Raw genomic sequence first — 15,018 nt, 5'->3', positions numbered from 1 at the left:
TCCGTAATGAATCGGCAATGTTCAGCGTTTGCGTCGTTTGCCGCCCTTTGCTGCGCGTTCCGGGGCCTGATCGTGCCGGTGTCTTTCTGCGGCGCGCTGTCCCCTGTCCGCGGACATCACCTTTTGATGCCATTCGCGCTGATAGGCACGCCTGGCTGCGGCATCGTGTTTCCGGTTCAGGGCGGCCAGTTCGCGTTGCAGTTTGAGGTAGCTTCCCCACCGACGCGCGTCAAGGCTTCCGTCTGCGAGCGCCTCCTGCACGGCACATCCCGGCTCGGCCTGGTGGGAGCAGTCGGCGAAGCGGCAGCGGGCGAACAACACCTCAAGGTCGCCGAACATCTCCTCCATTCCGTCCTCGGCGTCGAACAGCCCGAACCCGCGAACACCAGGTGTGTCCATGAGCACCGCACCGCCTCCCAGCGGCACCAGTTCCCGGGACGTGGTGGTGTGCCGCCCCTTACCGTCACCGGCGCGCACCTCGCCAGTTTCCTGGAGATCTCGTCCGGCGAGGGCGTTGATGAGCGTTGATTTGCCGGCACCCGAAGGACCGAGCAACACCAGTGTGGCGCCGTTCGGGATGCGCTGCCTGAGCTCCTCGAGGCCGTCGCCCTGCTCTGCGGACGTGGTGACCACCTCCACGCCGGCAGCTTGGAGGATGACTTCGCCTACGACGTCGTCCGCAAGGTCGGCGAGGTCGGCTTTGGTAATGACGACCATCGGGGTTGCCCCGGAATCCCAAGCGGCCACGAGCGTCCGCTCCAACCGGTTGTGGGTAAGAGGCCGGTCCACGGGCACTACTACTGCCACGATGTCGATGTTGCTGCCCAGGATTTGTTCCTCGGACGATGCCTCGAAGGCGCGCTTGCGGCTCAGTGCCGAATGCCGTGGAAGAACCTCGACGACGGATGGCTCACCGGCGCGGTTATGCCCCAGCCACACCCAATCCCCGGTGGCGGGAACCAAGCCATGCCCTGGATAGGGCAGATGGAGCAGGCCGCTGTTGGACGCTACGAGCACCCGATTCCTATCGAGACGAACTACCCGTCCCGGAGTGTTGTCGCTTGTGTCGCCGCCCGTAGCCGGGTTGGTGCGGAAGAGTTCAGCGATGCTTTCGGTATAGCCGTAGTCTGTTGGGCCTTTCAGGTGGTTGCCGTCGCCGGCGCTGCTGAAACTGATTTTTGGGTCGCTTGAAGAAGCGTAAGTTTTCACGTTGGAACCTCTGCTGAGGCCCGGCCCCCTAGTTTTGGCAGGCTGATGCCGGGACAGGAATGGTGGTGTGATGATGGTGCGCCGCGTTTGAGTGCGGGGCGCGCAGGATTATGGCAATCATCATTTCCACCTCCTCGGCATCCAGGCCGGCAGCTGGTGGGCCGGCAACGTTCTACAGCGTAGCCAAGCCACGGGGCTTTGGCTAGGTCTTTGAAGTCGCGACTAGTTGAGCTTCCCGTCAGCAGGCCGCTCATTGTGCAGCCGCAGCGCAACGTCCACCAGGGAGACCCGGTTGAGTTTGCCGACATCCTCCAAGGGAATCCATGCCGCATGGGTGGTGCTGCCATCAACTTCGTGCGTCAGCTCGCCACCGACGATCGTCGCTTCGTAGACCAACCGGAGTGCCTGGAAGTCCCGCAGCGTACCGTCCGCCAGGGCTTCCGCGGGCCAGTGCCCGACGTCGATGCCCAGCATGCGATCAATGCGGGCCTCGTAGCCGGTTTCCTCAAAGACCTCGCGGCGGCATCCGTCCACGGGATGCTCCGCAAGGTCCAGTCCCCCGCCCGGCAGCGTCCAGCCTTCCTTGCCGTCCTGCTTCCAGTAGGCCAGAAGAATCCGGTCCTCCTGAATGATGACGGCGTAAGCGGCAGGGCGGGTGTCGAACTCCAGGGTCATGGTGCCAGCTTAGTTGGCAGCTACTTCTGAGTCGGTCTGCACTAAGGCAATTCGGCCGCCGTTATCGGCCCCGCTTCTTCCGGACCAAGGTCCGGTCCTTCGCGAAGCTCGACGACGGTCCCCGGCTTGGCGAGCTCCAGCACCTTGATGCTGTTCAAGCCGATCTTCACCAGAGGTGCAGGGGCGTACAGGGTGACCTGCGGCCCTCTGTCCCAGTACCGACCCAACAGGAAGCCGTTGAGCCACACGAAGCCCTTTCCGGAATCGGGGAGTGCGATATACGTATCCGCCGGTTCCGCAACCTCGAACTCGGCTCCCGCCAGTCCTTCAAGGTCTTCGGCCGCCCATTCAGCCAAAGCCACGGGCGTCTGTGTCCAATGGAAGGTGTAGCGCTGGTTGATCAGGACGCCTCCAAGGATGCCTTTGCCATGTCCGGTCAGGGGGCCATAGTTGATGCGGCCTAGGTTCTCCACCAGAATCTCCAGCTTGGCCGGGACGCCGGTTCCGGTGACAACCAACCCTTCGGCCGCGTTGATATCGTCAAGGACGCCGGCATACTGTCCGTCGACCCAGATGTAGGCGCGGTCATTCAACCCTGTGATTTTGAGGCGGCCCTCCACGGGAGCTCCGGGTCGTCCCGGGAGGGTGGCTTTGGCTGCATAGAGGACCATGCCGGCGTCCAGCCCCAGCTGTTCAAAAGTGAGCGGTTTGACGCTGTTTACTGCCTTGCCCGAATCGCGAACGAGCTCCAACAGGTCCCGGCCCTCTGCCAGGGCCAGGGACTGTGCGGGAAGGACAGGGGCATCCGCGAGCAACGCGGCGGACAGCTCGGGAAGGTCATTGATGCCCTGGGCTCGGTAGAACTCCTTACGGAAGGCATGGAACTTGGGTGTCAATGTTCCGTTCTCGGCAATGGGGGCATCGGAGTCGTAGCTGGTGACGGTTGGCTGGAGCATGGTGCCATCGTGGTTGCTGCCGGAACCCAGGCCAAAGTTGGTGCCGCCATGTGCCATGTAGACGCACACCGATCCACCAGCATCGAGCATCTTCCGTGCTTCCGCAGCAGCATCTTGGGCGTCGCGGCGATGGTGGTGTTCGCCCCAGTGGTCAAACCAACCGCCCCAGAATTCGACGTTGAAGAAGGGCTCGTCCGGCCGGCGCCTCTTCCAGGTTTCGATTGCCTCATCGCCCCGGCTTCCCAACGTGGCTGTCGCCCACGTTCCATTCACGGAGCCGCCGTCGAGGAAATAGTCGGTTCCGCCGTCGGCTGTGAAGAGCATCTCAGTGATCCCTCGCTCTTCCAGGGCACGGCGGTTCCAGCGAATGTAATCGTGGTCGTCGCCGTAGCTGCCATATTCGTTCTCAATCTGAACGGCGACCACGGGACCACCCGCCGATGCCTGCCGGGATGCGATATGCGGGAGAAGGTGATCGAACCACTCCTCGATCGCGGCCGTAAACTGTTGATCCATGCAGCGCAGGCCAATGCCGGGGATTCCAGTGAGCCAGGCCGGGAAGCCGCCGTTGTCCCATTCCGCGCAAATGTAGGGGCCTGGCCGGACAATCACGTCCAAACCTTCCTCAGCGGCGAGGTTGATGAAACGGCCAATGTCCCGCCAGCCTGTAAAGTCCGGTGCCTCTTCGCGCTTAGGCTGGTGGACGTTCCAGGCAACGTAGGTGTCAACAGTATTGGCGCCCATGGCCTTGAGTCGACGCAGCCGGTCCTGCCACAAATCAGGGTGAACGCGGAAGTAGTGGATGGCTCCGGCAAGGATGCGATACGGTTCACCCGAACGGTAGAGGACGGCGTYGTGGTAGCTCAAAACGGCGTTGTTCACACGGAACAGATTAGCTCAACTTACAACATTTATGCACAGGTGATGAACACATGACCAATCTTGATACTTCCCCGGCGGAGCAAGTCTGCCCCGCTGCCCCTGAAGGACAAGGCCCGTGTGTGCAGTTATGGCCTGAGCGTGAAGTTCCCCTGGGCGGAGTCCGCGCCATGAACGTGTTCCGCACGTTGCCCCAGCGCGGGTTGCCCACCGTTGGCGCCTGGTGCTTCCTGGACAGTTTTGGTCCGGACCGTGTGGCAATGAGCGTTCTCCCCCACCCTCACTGCGGCCTCCAAACCGTGACATGGCCGCTGGAAGGGGCCGTGCGGCACCGCGACAGCGTGGGAAGCGATGTGGTGGTCAAACCGGGTGAACTGAACATCATGACCGCTGGCCATGGAATCTCCCACTCCGAATTCTCGGTCCTGCCTGCAGCTACGCTGACCGGGGCGGATGACGAGATTCCCATGTCGCGGGGACTCCAGTTGTGGGTTGCACTCCCTGACGAACACCGGCACCGCGAACCCTCCTTCGAGCAACACACCGAACTTCCAGTGGCTGTTGGCGAGGGCTACACAGCAACCGTGATGGTGGGCGAATTTGCCGGTCAACGTTCCCCGGCCACAATGTTCAGCCCCATCGTCGGCGCTGACATCACCGGCGCAGGTACACTCCAGCTTCCGCTGCTTCCGGAGTTTGAGCATGCCGTGTTGGTGCTGGACGGCCACTTGAACATCGACGGCGAAGACATCGAACCAGGCCCCCTGGCCTACCTCGGCGCCGGCAGGCAGAACCTGATCGTAGAGGCCCAACCGGATACCCGTTTCATGCTTTTGGGCGGCGAACCGTTCGGGGAAGACCTCTTGATGTGGTGGAACTTCGTGGGACGTACCCATGAGGAAGTGGAAAAAGCGCGTTTGGAATGGGAAGCCGAAGGCCTGCTCGACGACGACGCTGCCGCCACTTCACGCTTCGGGTTGGTCCAGGGCCATGGTCCAGACGCAGGGCCGGAAGCCGGACGAATCCCTGCGCCGCCGCTTCCGGGCGTTAAGTTGCGTCCCCGTACCCGAGGGTGAGGTCCCCGTACCCGAGGCTGAGGTCCTCGGACACGGGGCTGATGTTCAAACCGCTATGCCCGCTGCTCGGCCACAAGCATAGGGACGCCGAACACTGGGTCCTGTTGGAGAATCCGGACATCGACGATGCCCTGCTCGGCCAGCCGCGCCTTGAATGATTCCTGCAGGCGGTGGACGTTCATGCCCAGTCCACTGCCTAGGATTACGGGACCATCCAAGCCGAGTTGTCGAACGGCCTGTTCGGCCAAGTCAGCCAAGTCCCTGCCCGCTTGGTCCACCAGACGTGAACTGGTTTCATCACCGGCGTCCGCAGCTTCGACGACGAGCCGCGCTTTTTGTGCCCAATAACGGCGACCCGTTTCCGGGGAGTGGAACAAGGCGATCAGTTTGCCAGGCTCTTCCACTCCACAGGAATTCAGCAAGGCACGGCTCAGGGTATCCGGCTCAAGTCCCTGGTTCATCCGCCGCAAGCTGTGACGCACGGCTTCGCGGCCCAGCCAGTAACCGCTCCCCTCGTCGCCCAGAAGATAACCCCAGCCTCCGGCCCGGGCCTCCTCACCGGCCGCGTTCCTACCCCACGCGGCAGAACCAGTTCCGGCAATCACGGCCACGCCCGTGCTTGCTCCCCCTGCGGCCAGGAGCAGCCGGGAATCGTGAACCACCGTGATGCGTGCCCCGGGGACATGCGGAGAAATGAGGTCGGCGAGCGCTTGCGCGTCCTCATCGGTATCAATTCCTCCGGCACCCGCGTAAACCTCGTCAATGTCACCGCCGCCGATCTTTCCGAAAAGCTCAGCGAGATTTGCCATGGCCTCTTCGCGGCTTACGTTCTGCACATTGGAGCTTCCGGCGCTTTCGTCCAGGACGGGAACGCCGTCTTCGAACCTCACACCCCGCGTTTTCGTTCCGCCGATATCCAACCCGATCACGGTACCGGTGAGTGCCTCCGGGGACGCGTGGGAATGCATGGCAGAGTCAAGATTGTTCACCGTGAAAGACTAGCTTGGAGCGCCCCGAGGAGAAACCGCAATGTCGCATTCCCTGTTTGATACGCCTTTCATTGCAGCGCCCATGGCTGGTGGAACGTCCACTGCCGCCCTGGTGCAGGCAGTTCAAGCCGGCGGCGGTTTGGGTTTTCTCGCCGCCGGCTATAAAAGCCCCGAGGCCATGACGGCCGAGATCGCAACTGCGCGTGCAATGGGCATCCGGTTCGGAATGAACGTTTTTGTACCGGATATGGCGCAACTCTCCCCGTCCCCGGCGGCTCGCGCGAGGATGGAGGCGTACCGGACGGAACTTGAAGCAGAGGCGGCCCGCTACGGCGTGGCAGTCCCGGCCCTCCGATTTGATGACGACGACGCCTGGCAGGACAAAATCGACGCGTTGATCGGGGGTCCTGTGGAGTTCGTCAGCTTCGCCTTTGGGCTGCCGGGACGCTCTGTGGTCAAGGCCCTGCAGAAGGCCGGAACTGCTGTCATCACCAGTGTGACGAGTGTTGCCGAGGCCCTTGCCGCCGCGGAGGAAGGCCCGGATGCCCTTGCGGTGCAGCATAGTTCCGCAGGAGCACACACGGCGGCGTTCCTCGCCGCCGGCCCAGGAGAAAGCACCACGACGGCGGGTCTCATCGCCCAGGTGCGTACCGCCGTCGACCTTCCCTTGATTGCAGCCGGCGCGATCAGCGACGGTTCAGCGCTTCGCGAAGTCCTGTCCGCTGGTGCGGCAGCCGCGCAAGTTGGTACGGCGCTGATACGCACGGAGGAAAGCGGAGCCCGGCAAGCGCATAAAGACGCCCTCGGCGATCCGCGCTATTCGGAGACGGCCAGGACCCGGGCCTTTACGGGGCGCTTCGCCCGCTCTCTGGTCAACGAGTTCGTCCGCGACCACCCCAACGCACCGGAGGGTTATCCGGCAATCCATCATCTGACGGCGCCGATCCGGGCAGCAGCATCGGCGGCCGGTGATCCTGAGCGCCTCAATCTCTGGGCGGGCACCGGTTGGCGATCAGCAAAGGAAGGATCTGCGGAGGATGTTGTCAGGAGTTTCCTGAACGTGCTCTGACAAGCTCGGCCAGCAACGCTTCGCCCTCCCTGACCACCAGCTCACGGAATAGCCTGACGGCGTCGGGTTCGAAGGTGCGCTCCCGCCAAGCCATGCCGATCTGACGGAAGGCAAGATCGGATTCGATGGCAACTTCAACAAGTCCCAACTCGGCCCCCGGCAGGAATTGGCCAGTTCCGGAGCCCGGCCCGGCGGGAGGCAGGATGCTGAAGCCAAGTCCGGCCGCGACCAGCCCACGGACAGTGTGGGATTCCTGGACTTCAAAGGCGGTCCGCGGACGGAAACCTGCTTCGCGCAGCAACGCTTCACCCAAGGCCCGGAGGCCGACGCCGGCGGGCAGCGTCACATAGGGCTCGTGCCGCAGCTCGGAGAGGTGCACGCTTGAGCGGCTCGCGAGTGGGTGTCGATAATGCAGCACTACGCGGAGCGGCTCCCTGTAGAGAGGCAGGGAGTGGATGCCCCTGCCGTCCGGGGCGATCGGTGCAGTGAGGGCGAAATCTGTATCGCCCCTGGCCAGTTCTTCCAGGCAGTCATCGCGCGGACCCTGCCGGAGCTCGAAGACCGTATGCGGATGGCGACCGCGGTAGGCGCTGATGAGCAGGGGCAGCGTCGCTTCCCCAAACGTGTGCTGGAACGAGACCCCGATCCGTCCCCTGACCACGTCCGACTCGTGGCGAACCCTATCCAATCCGGCTTGGAAGTCTTCCAGCGCCGCTTCGATATAGGGCAGCAATGTCCTTGCCGCTGGAGTCAGGCGGATGCCACGCCCATCACGAACAAGAAGATCCATCCCCACAATCGCGCTTGCCCTGGCCACTGCACGGCTCACCGTGGACTGGGGAACGCCGAGGAGCTCAGCCGTTTCCGTCATATGCTCCGTCCGGCCCAATTCTGCCAGGACGGGTAGGAGCGGCAGGAGTTGCACAAGCTGTTGGTGATCCGGTTCCATGCGCCTGCCGTTCCGCTCCAGCATCAGTACGAAAGTCATGCATTCCTGCATGAATCATAAGCGAATCATGCATTGGAACGCACAGTCCAGGAAGCCTAGTCTGGGCCAGTGACTAAAACAGCTGTGAGCGCTACACCATGGGACGGGCATGCCAAGGGTTCCCGTGGCTACCGACGCGTGCTTGCCGCATTGACCTTGGCCGGCGTGGCTACGTTCGCCCAGCTGTACTCAACCCAGGCGGTCCTGCCACTCATGGCAGCCGACCTCCGCATCTCGGCAGCAGAAGCCGCACTGAGTATCTCCCTGGCCACCGTGGGACTTGCGGTCAGCGTCCTGCCGTGGTCCTTTGTGGCAGACAGGATCGGCCGGGTTCGTGCAATGGCCATCGGCATCGGAGCAGCAACGGTGCTGGGGCTGCTTGTTCCGCTGGCACCGACCGTTCCACTGGTCCTCGGACTGCGCGCTCTTGAAGGCATGGCCCTGGGCGGAATCCCAGCCATAGCCATCGCGTATCTCAACGAAGAAGTCACAAAGATCCACACGGCACTCGCGGCTGGAAGCTATGTTGCTGGAACCACGCTCGGCGGACTTGCCGGACGACTGGTCGCAGGTCCAGTGGGAGAACTGTGGGGGTGGCGGGCAGCTGCGCTGGCAGTGTCCCTGCTGGCCACCGTCTCCGCGGTTCTGTTCGTGGTGCTGGTACCCAAACAGCGACGCTTCATGCCCGTACCGCCGAAGGGATTCCGCGGAGCCTTGCGCACACTGCGAGGCCATTCCACGAATCCCAAGCTGTTCTCCCTTTACCTTCAGGCATTCCTGCTCATGGGCGGATTCGTCGCGGTCTACAACTACCTCGGATTCCGGCTCCACGGTGAACCATTCGGACTTCCCACCACTCTGGTGAGCCTCATTTTCCTGGCCTATCTGTCCGGAACCGTGAGCTCCCGGTGGGCGGCCGGACTCACCACGCGCTTTGGGCGGCGCACTGTCCTGCTCTTTGGGATTGCCATGATGATCGCGGGACTCGCCCTCACGTTGGCAGAGAACCTCGTGGCCACGTTGATCGGCCTCGTGGTATTTACTGGAGGCTTTTTCGCAGCCCACAGTGTAGGTTCTGGGTGGACCGGCGCGATCGCCACAACAGGCCGCGCCCAAGCGGCATCGCTCTATAACCTCTCCTACTATTTGGGGTCCAGTGTCATCGGCTGGGCGGGAGGCCTGGCTTTCCAGGCGTTCGGGTGGCCGGCTTTGGCGTGGAGCGTCATGGGCCTTGCCATCACGACGGCGGTAGTCACCGCCGTCGTACATCGCTCACCGCCGGCGCAAACCAGGCCACTTTCGGCACCGGAAYCCCTATAATCGTCAGGCATGACAGAGGTCACAAGTTCCCGGGAGCTGTCCTCGCCGGAACGGCTGCAGGCGTTTACCGATGCGGTGGTGGCGATCGCCTTGACGCTGCTAATCCTCCCCCTCATGGAGAGCGTTGGTGAACTGGCTGACCATCATGGCACCACAGCCCAGTGGTTTGCCGAGGAGCGGTATCCCCTCATGGGATTCGTCCTGAGCTTTGTCCTTATCTCTGTTTTTTGGGTGCACCATCACCGGCTGTTCCGCAACGTCCGGCTCGTGGATTCAGTACTTTTGTGGCTGACTATCGCATGGATGTTCACCATTGTGTGGATGCCGGTGGCAACCGCACTGTCAACACAGATGCAGGGGGATTGGGCGCAGCCGCTTGTCTACATAGGCACGCTTTTCGCTACGAGTTTCCTGCTGCTGCTGGCCCGCGTCTATCTTCGCTCGCACCCGCACTTGCATGACCTGGACGAGGCGGCCACGAGGTCTGGGATCCAGGCCGGGACCATCGTGGCGGCGCTCTTTCTCGCCGCGCTGATCCTGGCTCTCATAGTTCCAGACTTGGGAAACCTGCCATTGCTCCTCATGGTGCTCAGTGAGCCACTCCAACGGCTCGCCCGGCGTCGGAGCCTCAAGAACAGCGAGCGACAGCCCTTGGACCCAACCCCAAAATAATCCACGTAGTACCCGCGCCATCACGGACAAATATTCGGGAAGTACCATCTGGAACGAATGGTTAGCCAGGATTTCAGTGATTATGATGAATGAGAGGCAATTTCAGGAGGATCCGTGAGCAACCCCGCGAAGAATGTTCGGCCAACGTCAGGTAGCGCCGAGCCGCTGGACGCCATAGATGAACGGATCCTTGCCGCCCTGGTGGAGGACGCCCGCATCTCCAACAAACAGTTGGCAGAACTAGTGGGAATCGCTCCGTCCACTGCGCTGATGCGGACAAGGGCCCTGTCCGAACGCGGGATCATCGAAGGCTTTGAGGCGATCCTCAGCCTGCCGGCCATCGGCCGCTCGGTGCAGGCGCTCATTGCCGTCCGTCTCCGCGCCCATGATCGGGACCAGATCGACCGCTTCACGGCACGCGTCCCTAAGCTGCCCGCAGTGATCTCCACGTTCCACACCACAGGTTCCGTGGACTACCTTCTGCACATTGCAGTCGCCAACACCGACGACCTCCGCAACTGGCTGCTGGATAACCTCGCGACTGATCCGGTGGTTGGCCACACGGAAACCACCATGGTCTTCCAGCACATCCCGGGCAACCGCGGTCCGCTCCCCGAGTAGCTCAGGCGCGCCTGGCACGCCGGAGTGACGCCGCGGCAAGCGCCAGCGCTGCAACCCCGCACAGCACGGTAAAACCAACGACGGCGGTCTGCAAGCCAAGTGCCGAGACCGCCATTCCCAAACCAATCACCGGAACTGCGCTCCCCAAATAGGTGATGACGTATACCGTGCTGATGACCTGCGCATGCCGGGCTGCCTCGACCTTCCCGGCAACATCGTTGAACACCTGACGGAAGGCGATGCCCTGCCCTGCACCCGCAGTGACGCTGGCTGCAACCAGCAACAACGGACTCGACCAAGCTGCGGCAGCTCCCACCAGGACTATCGAGATGCCCAACACCGCCAGGGCAACGGGGACCAGGTAGCGTCCGCGTACTCCTACCAGCTGGCTGAGCGCCGAAGCACCCAGGGTCACCCCAGCCAGCAGCCCGATAAGGGGTCTGGAATCAGCATGCACCACCGTTGCGAAATATCCGGGAGCCAGCGACAGGCAGAACCCAAAGACTGCGAAGCTCAGGAAGCCCACTGCCGATGCCATCCAAAAGGCACCGCGGGCGTGACGGGAAATGGCGGGTTTTCGTGGAGCGAGAACCTTGAACGCCGGCTTTCCTGCAGCGGGGGCAATCGCGGGCCTTGCCTTGAGTAGCCAAAGTGGAATAAGCGTGGCAAGCAGCACCCCGGAGTGGATGTAATAGGGCGTTCGCGTAGGATCCGGAAGCAGCGACAGGAGACCACCGATCGCGGGTCCGGCAGCCACGCCACCAGCCGAGGAGAGCAACGTGAAACGCGAGGCCCAATCAGGCCTCTGGGGCAATAGTTCACGCAGCGCTGCGGAGCTTGCCCCGGTGGCCAGCCCTACGGCCACCCCTTGACAGGCCCTGCCAAGGGACAGCACGGCAAGACTGTCCGCATTCGCGAAGATGATGCCGCCCAGCAAGCCCATGACGACAGCAAGGACCAGTGCTGCCCGCCTCCCAATGTGATCGGACCAGTGCCCCGCCACCATGAGAACCGCAACAAGCGCCAGTACGTAGCTGGCAAAGGCCACTGTGACCTCCAAGGAGGACATACCCAGGCTTGCCTGCAGCAAAGGATAGAGAGGTGTAGCCAGATTTGCGCCCACCAGCAAGGCGAACATCACTGTGCCGGCCAGGACCAACCGTGCAGTGGTGGTGGCATCCCAACTCCAGACGCCGGCTTTGGCCGGACGCATGCGGAGTTCGCTCAAGACAGTCATTTCCGTGCCTTTGGTTCGAGGCTGCACACGGCTTCCTTGTGGGATGGAGAGTGCAGCCAGGTTTCGGTAGCAACAGATTGCCGTAGGACTGCGCTCAGCAAAGCAGAAACGTGGGAAAATTGAGCAAAATACTCAAACTAGCGTCGTCTAAGTGAGCCGGAGTGACCATTTGAATACCTTGGACCCCATGGACTTGAAGATCCTGCTGGAACTCATCAAGGACCCCCGCATCCAGATCGCCGAGCTCAGCGACTCACTCGGCATCGCCCGCAATACTGCCCAGAGCCGCCTTAAACGGCTGCTCCGGTCCGGGGTCCTCCAGGCAGCAGGCCGCGAAGTGGACCTCGAAAAGGTGGGGTACGACGTCGTAGCTTTCATCACCATTGAAGTGACCCACCGCGAACTCGATGGCGTCATCGGCGCCCTGCGGTTGATTCCACAGGTGCTGGAGGTCCACGAAATCTCCGGACGAGGAGATCTCTGGTGCCGCGTGGTGGCAACCGATACGCATAATCTGCAATCCGCGCTGAGGTCCGTCCTGCGTACCAAGGGCGTCATCCGAACAGAAACTGTCCTGGCCCTCCACACGCATATCCCCTACCGCACCGAGCCTTTGATGGAAAGGTTGGCCGGTTCCACCAACACGCGGTCAGCATGAACGCTTGAACACCGGTTCCAGCGCTCCGCCGCCACTAGGCTTTTGACCATGGATTGGCTCTCACACATATCGCACATCAACTGGCTCGCTGTCCTCCTGGCTTTCATATCAAGCATGGTGATCGGGTTCGTTTGGTACATGCCGGCCGTCCTCGGACGCCGGTGGATGCAAGCGATCGGCAAAACCGAAGAGGACCTGAAAAACATCGACGGCGGTGCGGGCATCTGGATTCCCATGATGCTTGCCGCGGCGCTCACCAGCATCCTCCTGGCAATCCTGATCAGCGCCCTGGAGCTCAACACTTTCCTGGCCGGTGGCCTCTTCGCCCTGATCCTGGCCTTGGTTTTCCGTGCCGGAGGACATGTCATCCACAACGGTTTCGCCGGGCGCCCCTCTGAGGTGACCGTTATTGACGCGGGGCACGACATCCTCGCCATGACCATTGCCGGGGCCATCATCGGTGCCATGCAGTAGCGTTCACTCGTGACCATCATTGATAACGCCGTCTATGTAGAGGGCGTACGCACAGCCACCCCGCACAACCTGGAGCAAACTTTCGAGACACTCTCGGAGCAAGGTGGCATGGCGTGGATCGGGCTATACCGGCCCACCCGGGACGAGATGGCCGCCGTCGCCCACGAATTCGGCCTCCACGAACTCGCAGTGGAGGACGCCGTTTCAGCGCACCAGCGGCCAAAGCTGGAGCGCTACGACAACAACCTCTTCACGGTCCTGCGCCCCGCCCGCTATCTGGATGCTACCGAGACGGTGGAGTTCGGCGAGCTGCACATCTTCACTGGTCCCAACTTCGTGGTGACCATCCGGCATGCTGAGACCGGCGGAGTTGCGCGTGTCCGCCACCGTTTGGAGCAACGCCCGGACCTCTTACGGCATGGACCGGAAGCGGTGCTGTATGCCCTCCTGGACCAGGTGGTGGACGATTACGCGCCCGTTGTGGCTGGACTCGAGAACGACATCGATGAAATCGAGGATCAGCTCTTCAGCGGCGATACGGCGGTTTCACGGCGAATCTATGAACTTGCCCGTGAAGTCATCCAATTCCAAAGGGCCATCCAGCCTCTTCCGGACATCATGGTGCTGCTGGAGAAAGGCTTCGAGAAGTACGGAGTGGACATTGAGCTCCAGCGTTCCCTCCGCGACGTAGAGGACCACGTCCAGCGCGTCATCTCCAGGGTGAACTCCTTCAGGGATCTCCTGCAGAACGCCCTGACCCTTGACGGCACCCTGACGGCGAATCGCCAGAACGAGGCGAGCGCTGCGCAGAACGAACAGGTCAAGAAGATTTCCTCGTGGGCCGCCATTCTGTTCGCACCCTCCTTTGTGGCAGGCGTTTATGGCATGAACTTCGACCATATGCCGGAGCTGCACTGGGACTTCGGCTATCCAATGGCCATCGGGCTCATGGTCGGAGCAGCACTGCTCATGTATCTCATTTTCAAGCGGAAAGGCTGGCTGTGACGCCCCTGCTCGGCCCACAACGAGGGAGCCGCCCGCAACGAGGGAAGCAGGGCAACCGGGAAACTGTCCTGGCGCTCTTGGAGGGCATCACGCACGACGCCGGACGGTTGGGTTTCCAGCTTGAGCCCAGTCAGCATGAAGCAGCGCAGCGGTTGGCGGCCTTTGGTRCAGCGGTAACGGCCCGTCGTCGTGCGCTACAGCAGAGGACGCCTCGAAGCATCTATCTCCACGGACCTGTGGGTCGCGGTAAAACGTGGCTCATGGACAGTTTCCATGACAGGCTTCGGGCCCGGAAACGCCGGGTCCACTTTCATGATTTCTTCCGCAGGCTGCATGCGGGAACACATCGTTCCGTTTCCGCGGATGGAACCGCCATTCAGCACTCGGTGGACGCGCTCCTGGCGGACATCGATGTCCTGTTCTTCGACGAATTCCATGTCCATGACGTTGGGGATGGAATGTTTATCGCGCGATTGCTGCGATCCGCGGCGCAGCGCCGGATTCCCTTGGTGGTGACGTCCAACTACGCTCCGGACGATTTGTTGCCCAATCCCCTGTGGCACGACCATTTTGTGCCCACCATCGAAGCCATCAAAGAGATGATGGAGATTGTGGAGATCAACGGCCCCGCCGATTTCCGGCGGTTTCCTGCAGCAGGTACAGAACCCGGCGACTCGCCCAAGGCCTTCAGCTCTGGCCGGATCATCACGCCGGGCACGCCCAAACAACTGGGACGGTTGGGGCTCTTCCGACCATCCGCGTCCCAAAGCCGTGTGCTGACCCCAACAACGCAACCGATCGTGGTCAAGAACGCAGACCCGGACCTGCTCTGGGTGGGGTTTCCGGAATTGTGCGCAGGGCTGACCTCCAGCGCGGACTTCCTGGCCTTGGCGCACAGTTTCAAGACCTGGGTCATCGACGACGTTCCCTCCCCTGCCGGGGGCGACCCTGCTTCTGCGCCCGCATGGCAGCGGTTCAGCAATGCCGTGGACGTGCTTCACGATCAGGACATCACCTTGTTCCTGATCGGCGCCGGACCCCTGGACTGGGACGCGGAGCCCTCCGGCAGCGTCCTGCCCGTGGACCTGGCCCGCATTGCCAGCCGCCTGTCCCTGCTGGGCAGGTCCGACCACGACGATGCCCTGGCAATCGAAGAGGCCGCCGGAAGCTGAGCTTCGGGCGGCCTCGTG

General features: G+C 62.3%; 15 protein-coding genes. 9 read left to right on the top strand and 6 right to left on the bottom strand.

What is annotated here, in order from left to right:
• Positions 1–21 precede the first annotated feature (21 nt).
• From rsgA to AB4Y87_RS06825, 3 genes are all read right to left on the bottom strand, one after another.
• Positions 22–1,209: a ribosome small subunit-dependent GTPase A gene (rsgA, locus tag AB4Y87_RS06835; protein ID WP_442003665.1), complete on the bottom strand. Its 1,188-nt coding sequence runs from the start codon at positions 1,207–1,209 to the stop codon at positions 22–24.
• 222 nt (positions 1,210–1,431) lie between these two features.
• Positions 1,432–1,884: an NUDIX hydrolase gene (locus tag AB4Y87_RS06830; protein ID WP_442003664.1), complete on the bottom strand. Its 453-nt coding sequence runs from the start codon at positions 1,882–1,884 to the stop codon at positions 1,432–1,434.
• A 41-nt stretch (positions 1,885–1,925) separates the two neighbouring features.
• Positions 1,926–3,722 carry a glycoside hydrolase family 35 protein gene (locus tag AB4Y87_RS06825; RefSeq protein WP_442003663.1) on the bottom strand — a complete coding sequence of 599 codons (1,797 nt, stop codon included), beginning with the start codon at positions 3,720–3,722 and terminating at the stop codon, positions 1,926–1,928.
• A 50-nt stretch (positions 3,723–3,772) separates the two neighbouring features.
• Between AB4Y87_RS06825 and AB4Y87_RS06820 the strand changes: the two genes are divergently transcribed.
• Positions 3,773–4,795, top strand: a complete 1,023-nt coding sequence (locus AB4Y87_RS06820) for a pirin family protein (protein WP_442003662.1) — start codon at positions 3,773–3,775, stop codon at positions 4,793–4,795.
• Positions 4,796–4,848: 53 nt separating this feature from the next.
• On the opposite strand, the gene AB4Y87_RS06815 is transcribed toward AB4Y87_RS06820, so the two are convergent.
• Entirely contained in the window at positions 4,849–5,784 is a 936-nt protein-coding gene (locus AB4Y87_RS06815; protein WP_442003661.1) for an N-acetylglucosamine kinase, read from the bottom strand.
• 40 nt (positions 5,785–5,824) lie between these two features.
• Here AB4Y87_RS06815 and AB4Y87_RS06810 point away from each other — a divergent pair, with 40 nt between their 5' ends.
• Positions 5,825–6,853, top strand: a complete 1,029-nt coding sequence (locus tag AB4Y87_RS06810) for a nitronate monooxygenase (protein WP_442003660.1) — start codon at positions 5,825–5,827, stop codon at positions 6,851–6,853.
• Here AB4Y87_RS06810 and AB4Y87_RS06805 read toward each other — a convergent pair.
• Entirely contained in the window at positions 6,828–7,802 is a 975-nt protein-coding gene (locus tag AB4Y87_RS06805) for a LysR substrate-binding domain-containing protein (RefSeq protein WP_442003971.1), read from the bottom strand. The genes AB4Y87_RS06810 and AB4Y87_RS06805 overlap by 26 nt on opposite strands.
• 108 nt (positions 7,803–7,910) lie before the next feature.
• Between AB4Y87_RS06805 and AB4Y87_RS06800 the strand changes: the two genes are divergently transcribed.
• From AB4Y87_RS06800 to AB4Y87_RS06790, 3 genes are all read left to right on the top strand, one after another.
• Positions 7,911–9,161, top strand: a complete 1,251-nt coding sequence (locus AB4Y87_RS06800) for an MFS transporter (RefSeq protein ID WP_442003659.1) — start codon at positions 7,911–7,913, stop codon at positions 9,159–9,161.
• A 9-nt stretch (positions 9,162–9,170) separates the two neighbouring features.
• Positions 9,171–9,833: a TMEM175 family protein gene (locus AB4Y87_RS06795; protein ID WP_442003658.1), complete on the top strand. Its 663-nt coding sequence runs from the start codon at positions 9,171–9,173 to the stop codon at positions 9,831–9,833.
• A 114-nt stretch (positions 9,834–9,947) separates the two neighbouring features.
• A complete protein-coding gene (locus tag AB4Y87_RS06790) occupies positions 9,948–10,454 on the top strand; it encodes an Lrp/AsnC family transcriptional regulator (protein WP_216925167.1) in 507 nt (168 codons plus the stop codon).
• A gap of 1 nt (position 10,455) precedes the next feature.
• Here the strand turns inward: AB4Y87_RS06790 and AB4Y87_RS06785 are convergent, their stop codons facing one another.
• Positions 10,456–11,691 (bottom strand): MFS transporter, encoded by a 1,236-nt coding sequence (locus AB4Y87_RS06785; protein WP_442003657.1) that lies wholly within the window; start codon positions 11,689–11,691, stop codon positions 10,456–10,458.
• Between the two features lie 187 nt (positions 11,692–11,878).
• On the opposite strand from AB4Y87_RS06785, the gene AB4Y87_RS06780 reads away from it, so the two are divergent.
• The 4 genes from AB4Y87_RS06780 to zapE are packed head-to-tail and all read left to right on the top strand — an operon-like array spanning position 11,879 to position 15,000.
• Complete coding sequence (locus tag AB4Y87_RS06780; RefSeq protein WP_396133431.1) at positions 11,879–12,349, top strand: Lrp/AsnC family transcriptional regulator; 471 nt, start codon at positions 11,879–11,881, stop codon at positions 12,347–12,349.
• Between the two features lie 48 nt (positions 12,350–12,397).
• A complete protein-coding gene (locus AB4Y87_RS06775) occupies positions 12,398–12,823 on the top strand; it encodes a DUF1761 domain-containing protein (protein WP_442003656.1) in 426 nt (141 codons plus the stop codon).
• Between the two features lie 9 nt (positions 12,824–12,832).
• Positions 12,833–13,828 carry a magnesium/cobalt transporter CorA gene (gene corA / locus AB4Y87_RS06770; RefSeq protein ID WP_442003655.1) on the top strand — a complete coding sequence of 332 codons (996 nt, stop codon included), beginning with the start codon at positions 12,833–12,835 and terminating at the stop codon, positions 13,826–13,828.
• Entirely contained in the window at positions 13,825–15,000 is a 1,176-nt protein-coding gene (gene zapE, locus AB4Y87_RS06765; protein ID WP_442003654.1) for a cell division protein ZapE, read from the top strand. The genes corA and zapE overlap by 4 nt, the downstream gene beginning before the upstream one ends.
• Positions 15,001–15,018 lie beyond the last annotated feature (18 nt).

The organism is Paenarthrobacter sp. RAF54_2 (assembly GCF_052113945.1).
GTDB lineage: Bacteria > Actinomycetota > Actinomycetes > Actinomycetales > Micrococcaceae > Arthrobacter.
This window is presented reverse-complemented; position numbering and strand designations above follow the sequence as displayed.

What these genes read in the sequence shown, in the direction of transcription:
- AB4Y87_RS06830 (WP_442003664.1), bottom strand. Translation starts at nt 1,884, where the DNA reads ATGACCCTGGAGTTCGACACCCGCCCTGCCGCTTACGCCGTCATCATT.
- AB4Y87_RS06820 (WP_442003662.1), top strand. Translation starts at nt 3,773, where the DNA reads ATGACCAATCTTGATACTTCCCCGGCGGAGCAAGTCTGCCCCGCTGCC.
- AB4Y87_RS06810 (WP_442003660.1), top strand. Translation starts at nt 5,825, where the DNA reads ATGTCGCATTCCCTGTTTGATACGCCTTTCATTGCAGCGCCCATGGCT.
- AB4Y87_RS06805 (WP_442003971.1), bottom strand. Translation starts at nt 7,802, where the DNA reads ATGGAACCGGATCACCAACAGCTTGTGCAACTCCTGCCGCTCCTACCC.
- AB4Y87_RS06795 (WP_442003658.1), top strand. Translation starts at nt 9,171, where the DNA reads ATGACAGAGGTCACAAGTTCCCGGGAGCTGTCCTCGCCGGAACGGCTG.
- AB4Y87_RS06785 (WP_442003657.1), bottom strand. Translation starts at nt 11,691, where the DNA reads ATGACTGTCTTGAGCGAACTCCGCATGCGTCCGGCCAAAGCCGGCGTC.
- AB4Y87_RS06780 (WP_396133431.1), top strand. Translation starts at nt 11,879, where the DNA reads ATGGACTTGAAGATCCTGCTGGAACTCATCAAGGACCCCCGCATCCAG.
- AB4Y87_RS06775 (WP_442003656.1), top strand. Translation starts at nt 12,398, where the DNA reads ATGGATTGGCTCTCACACATATCGCACATCAACTGGCTCGCTGTCCTC.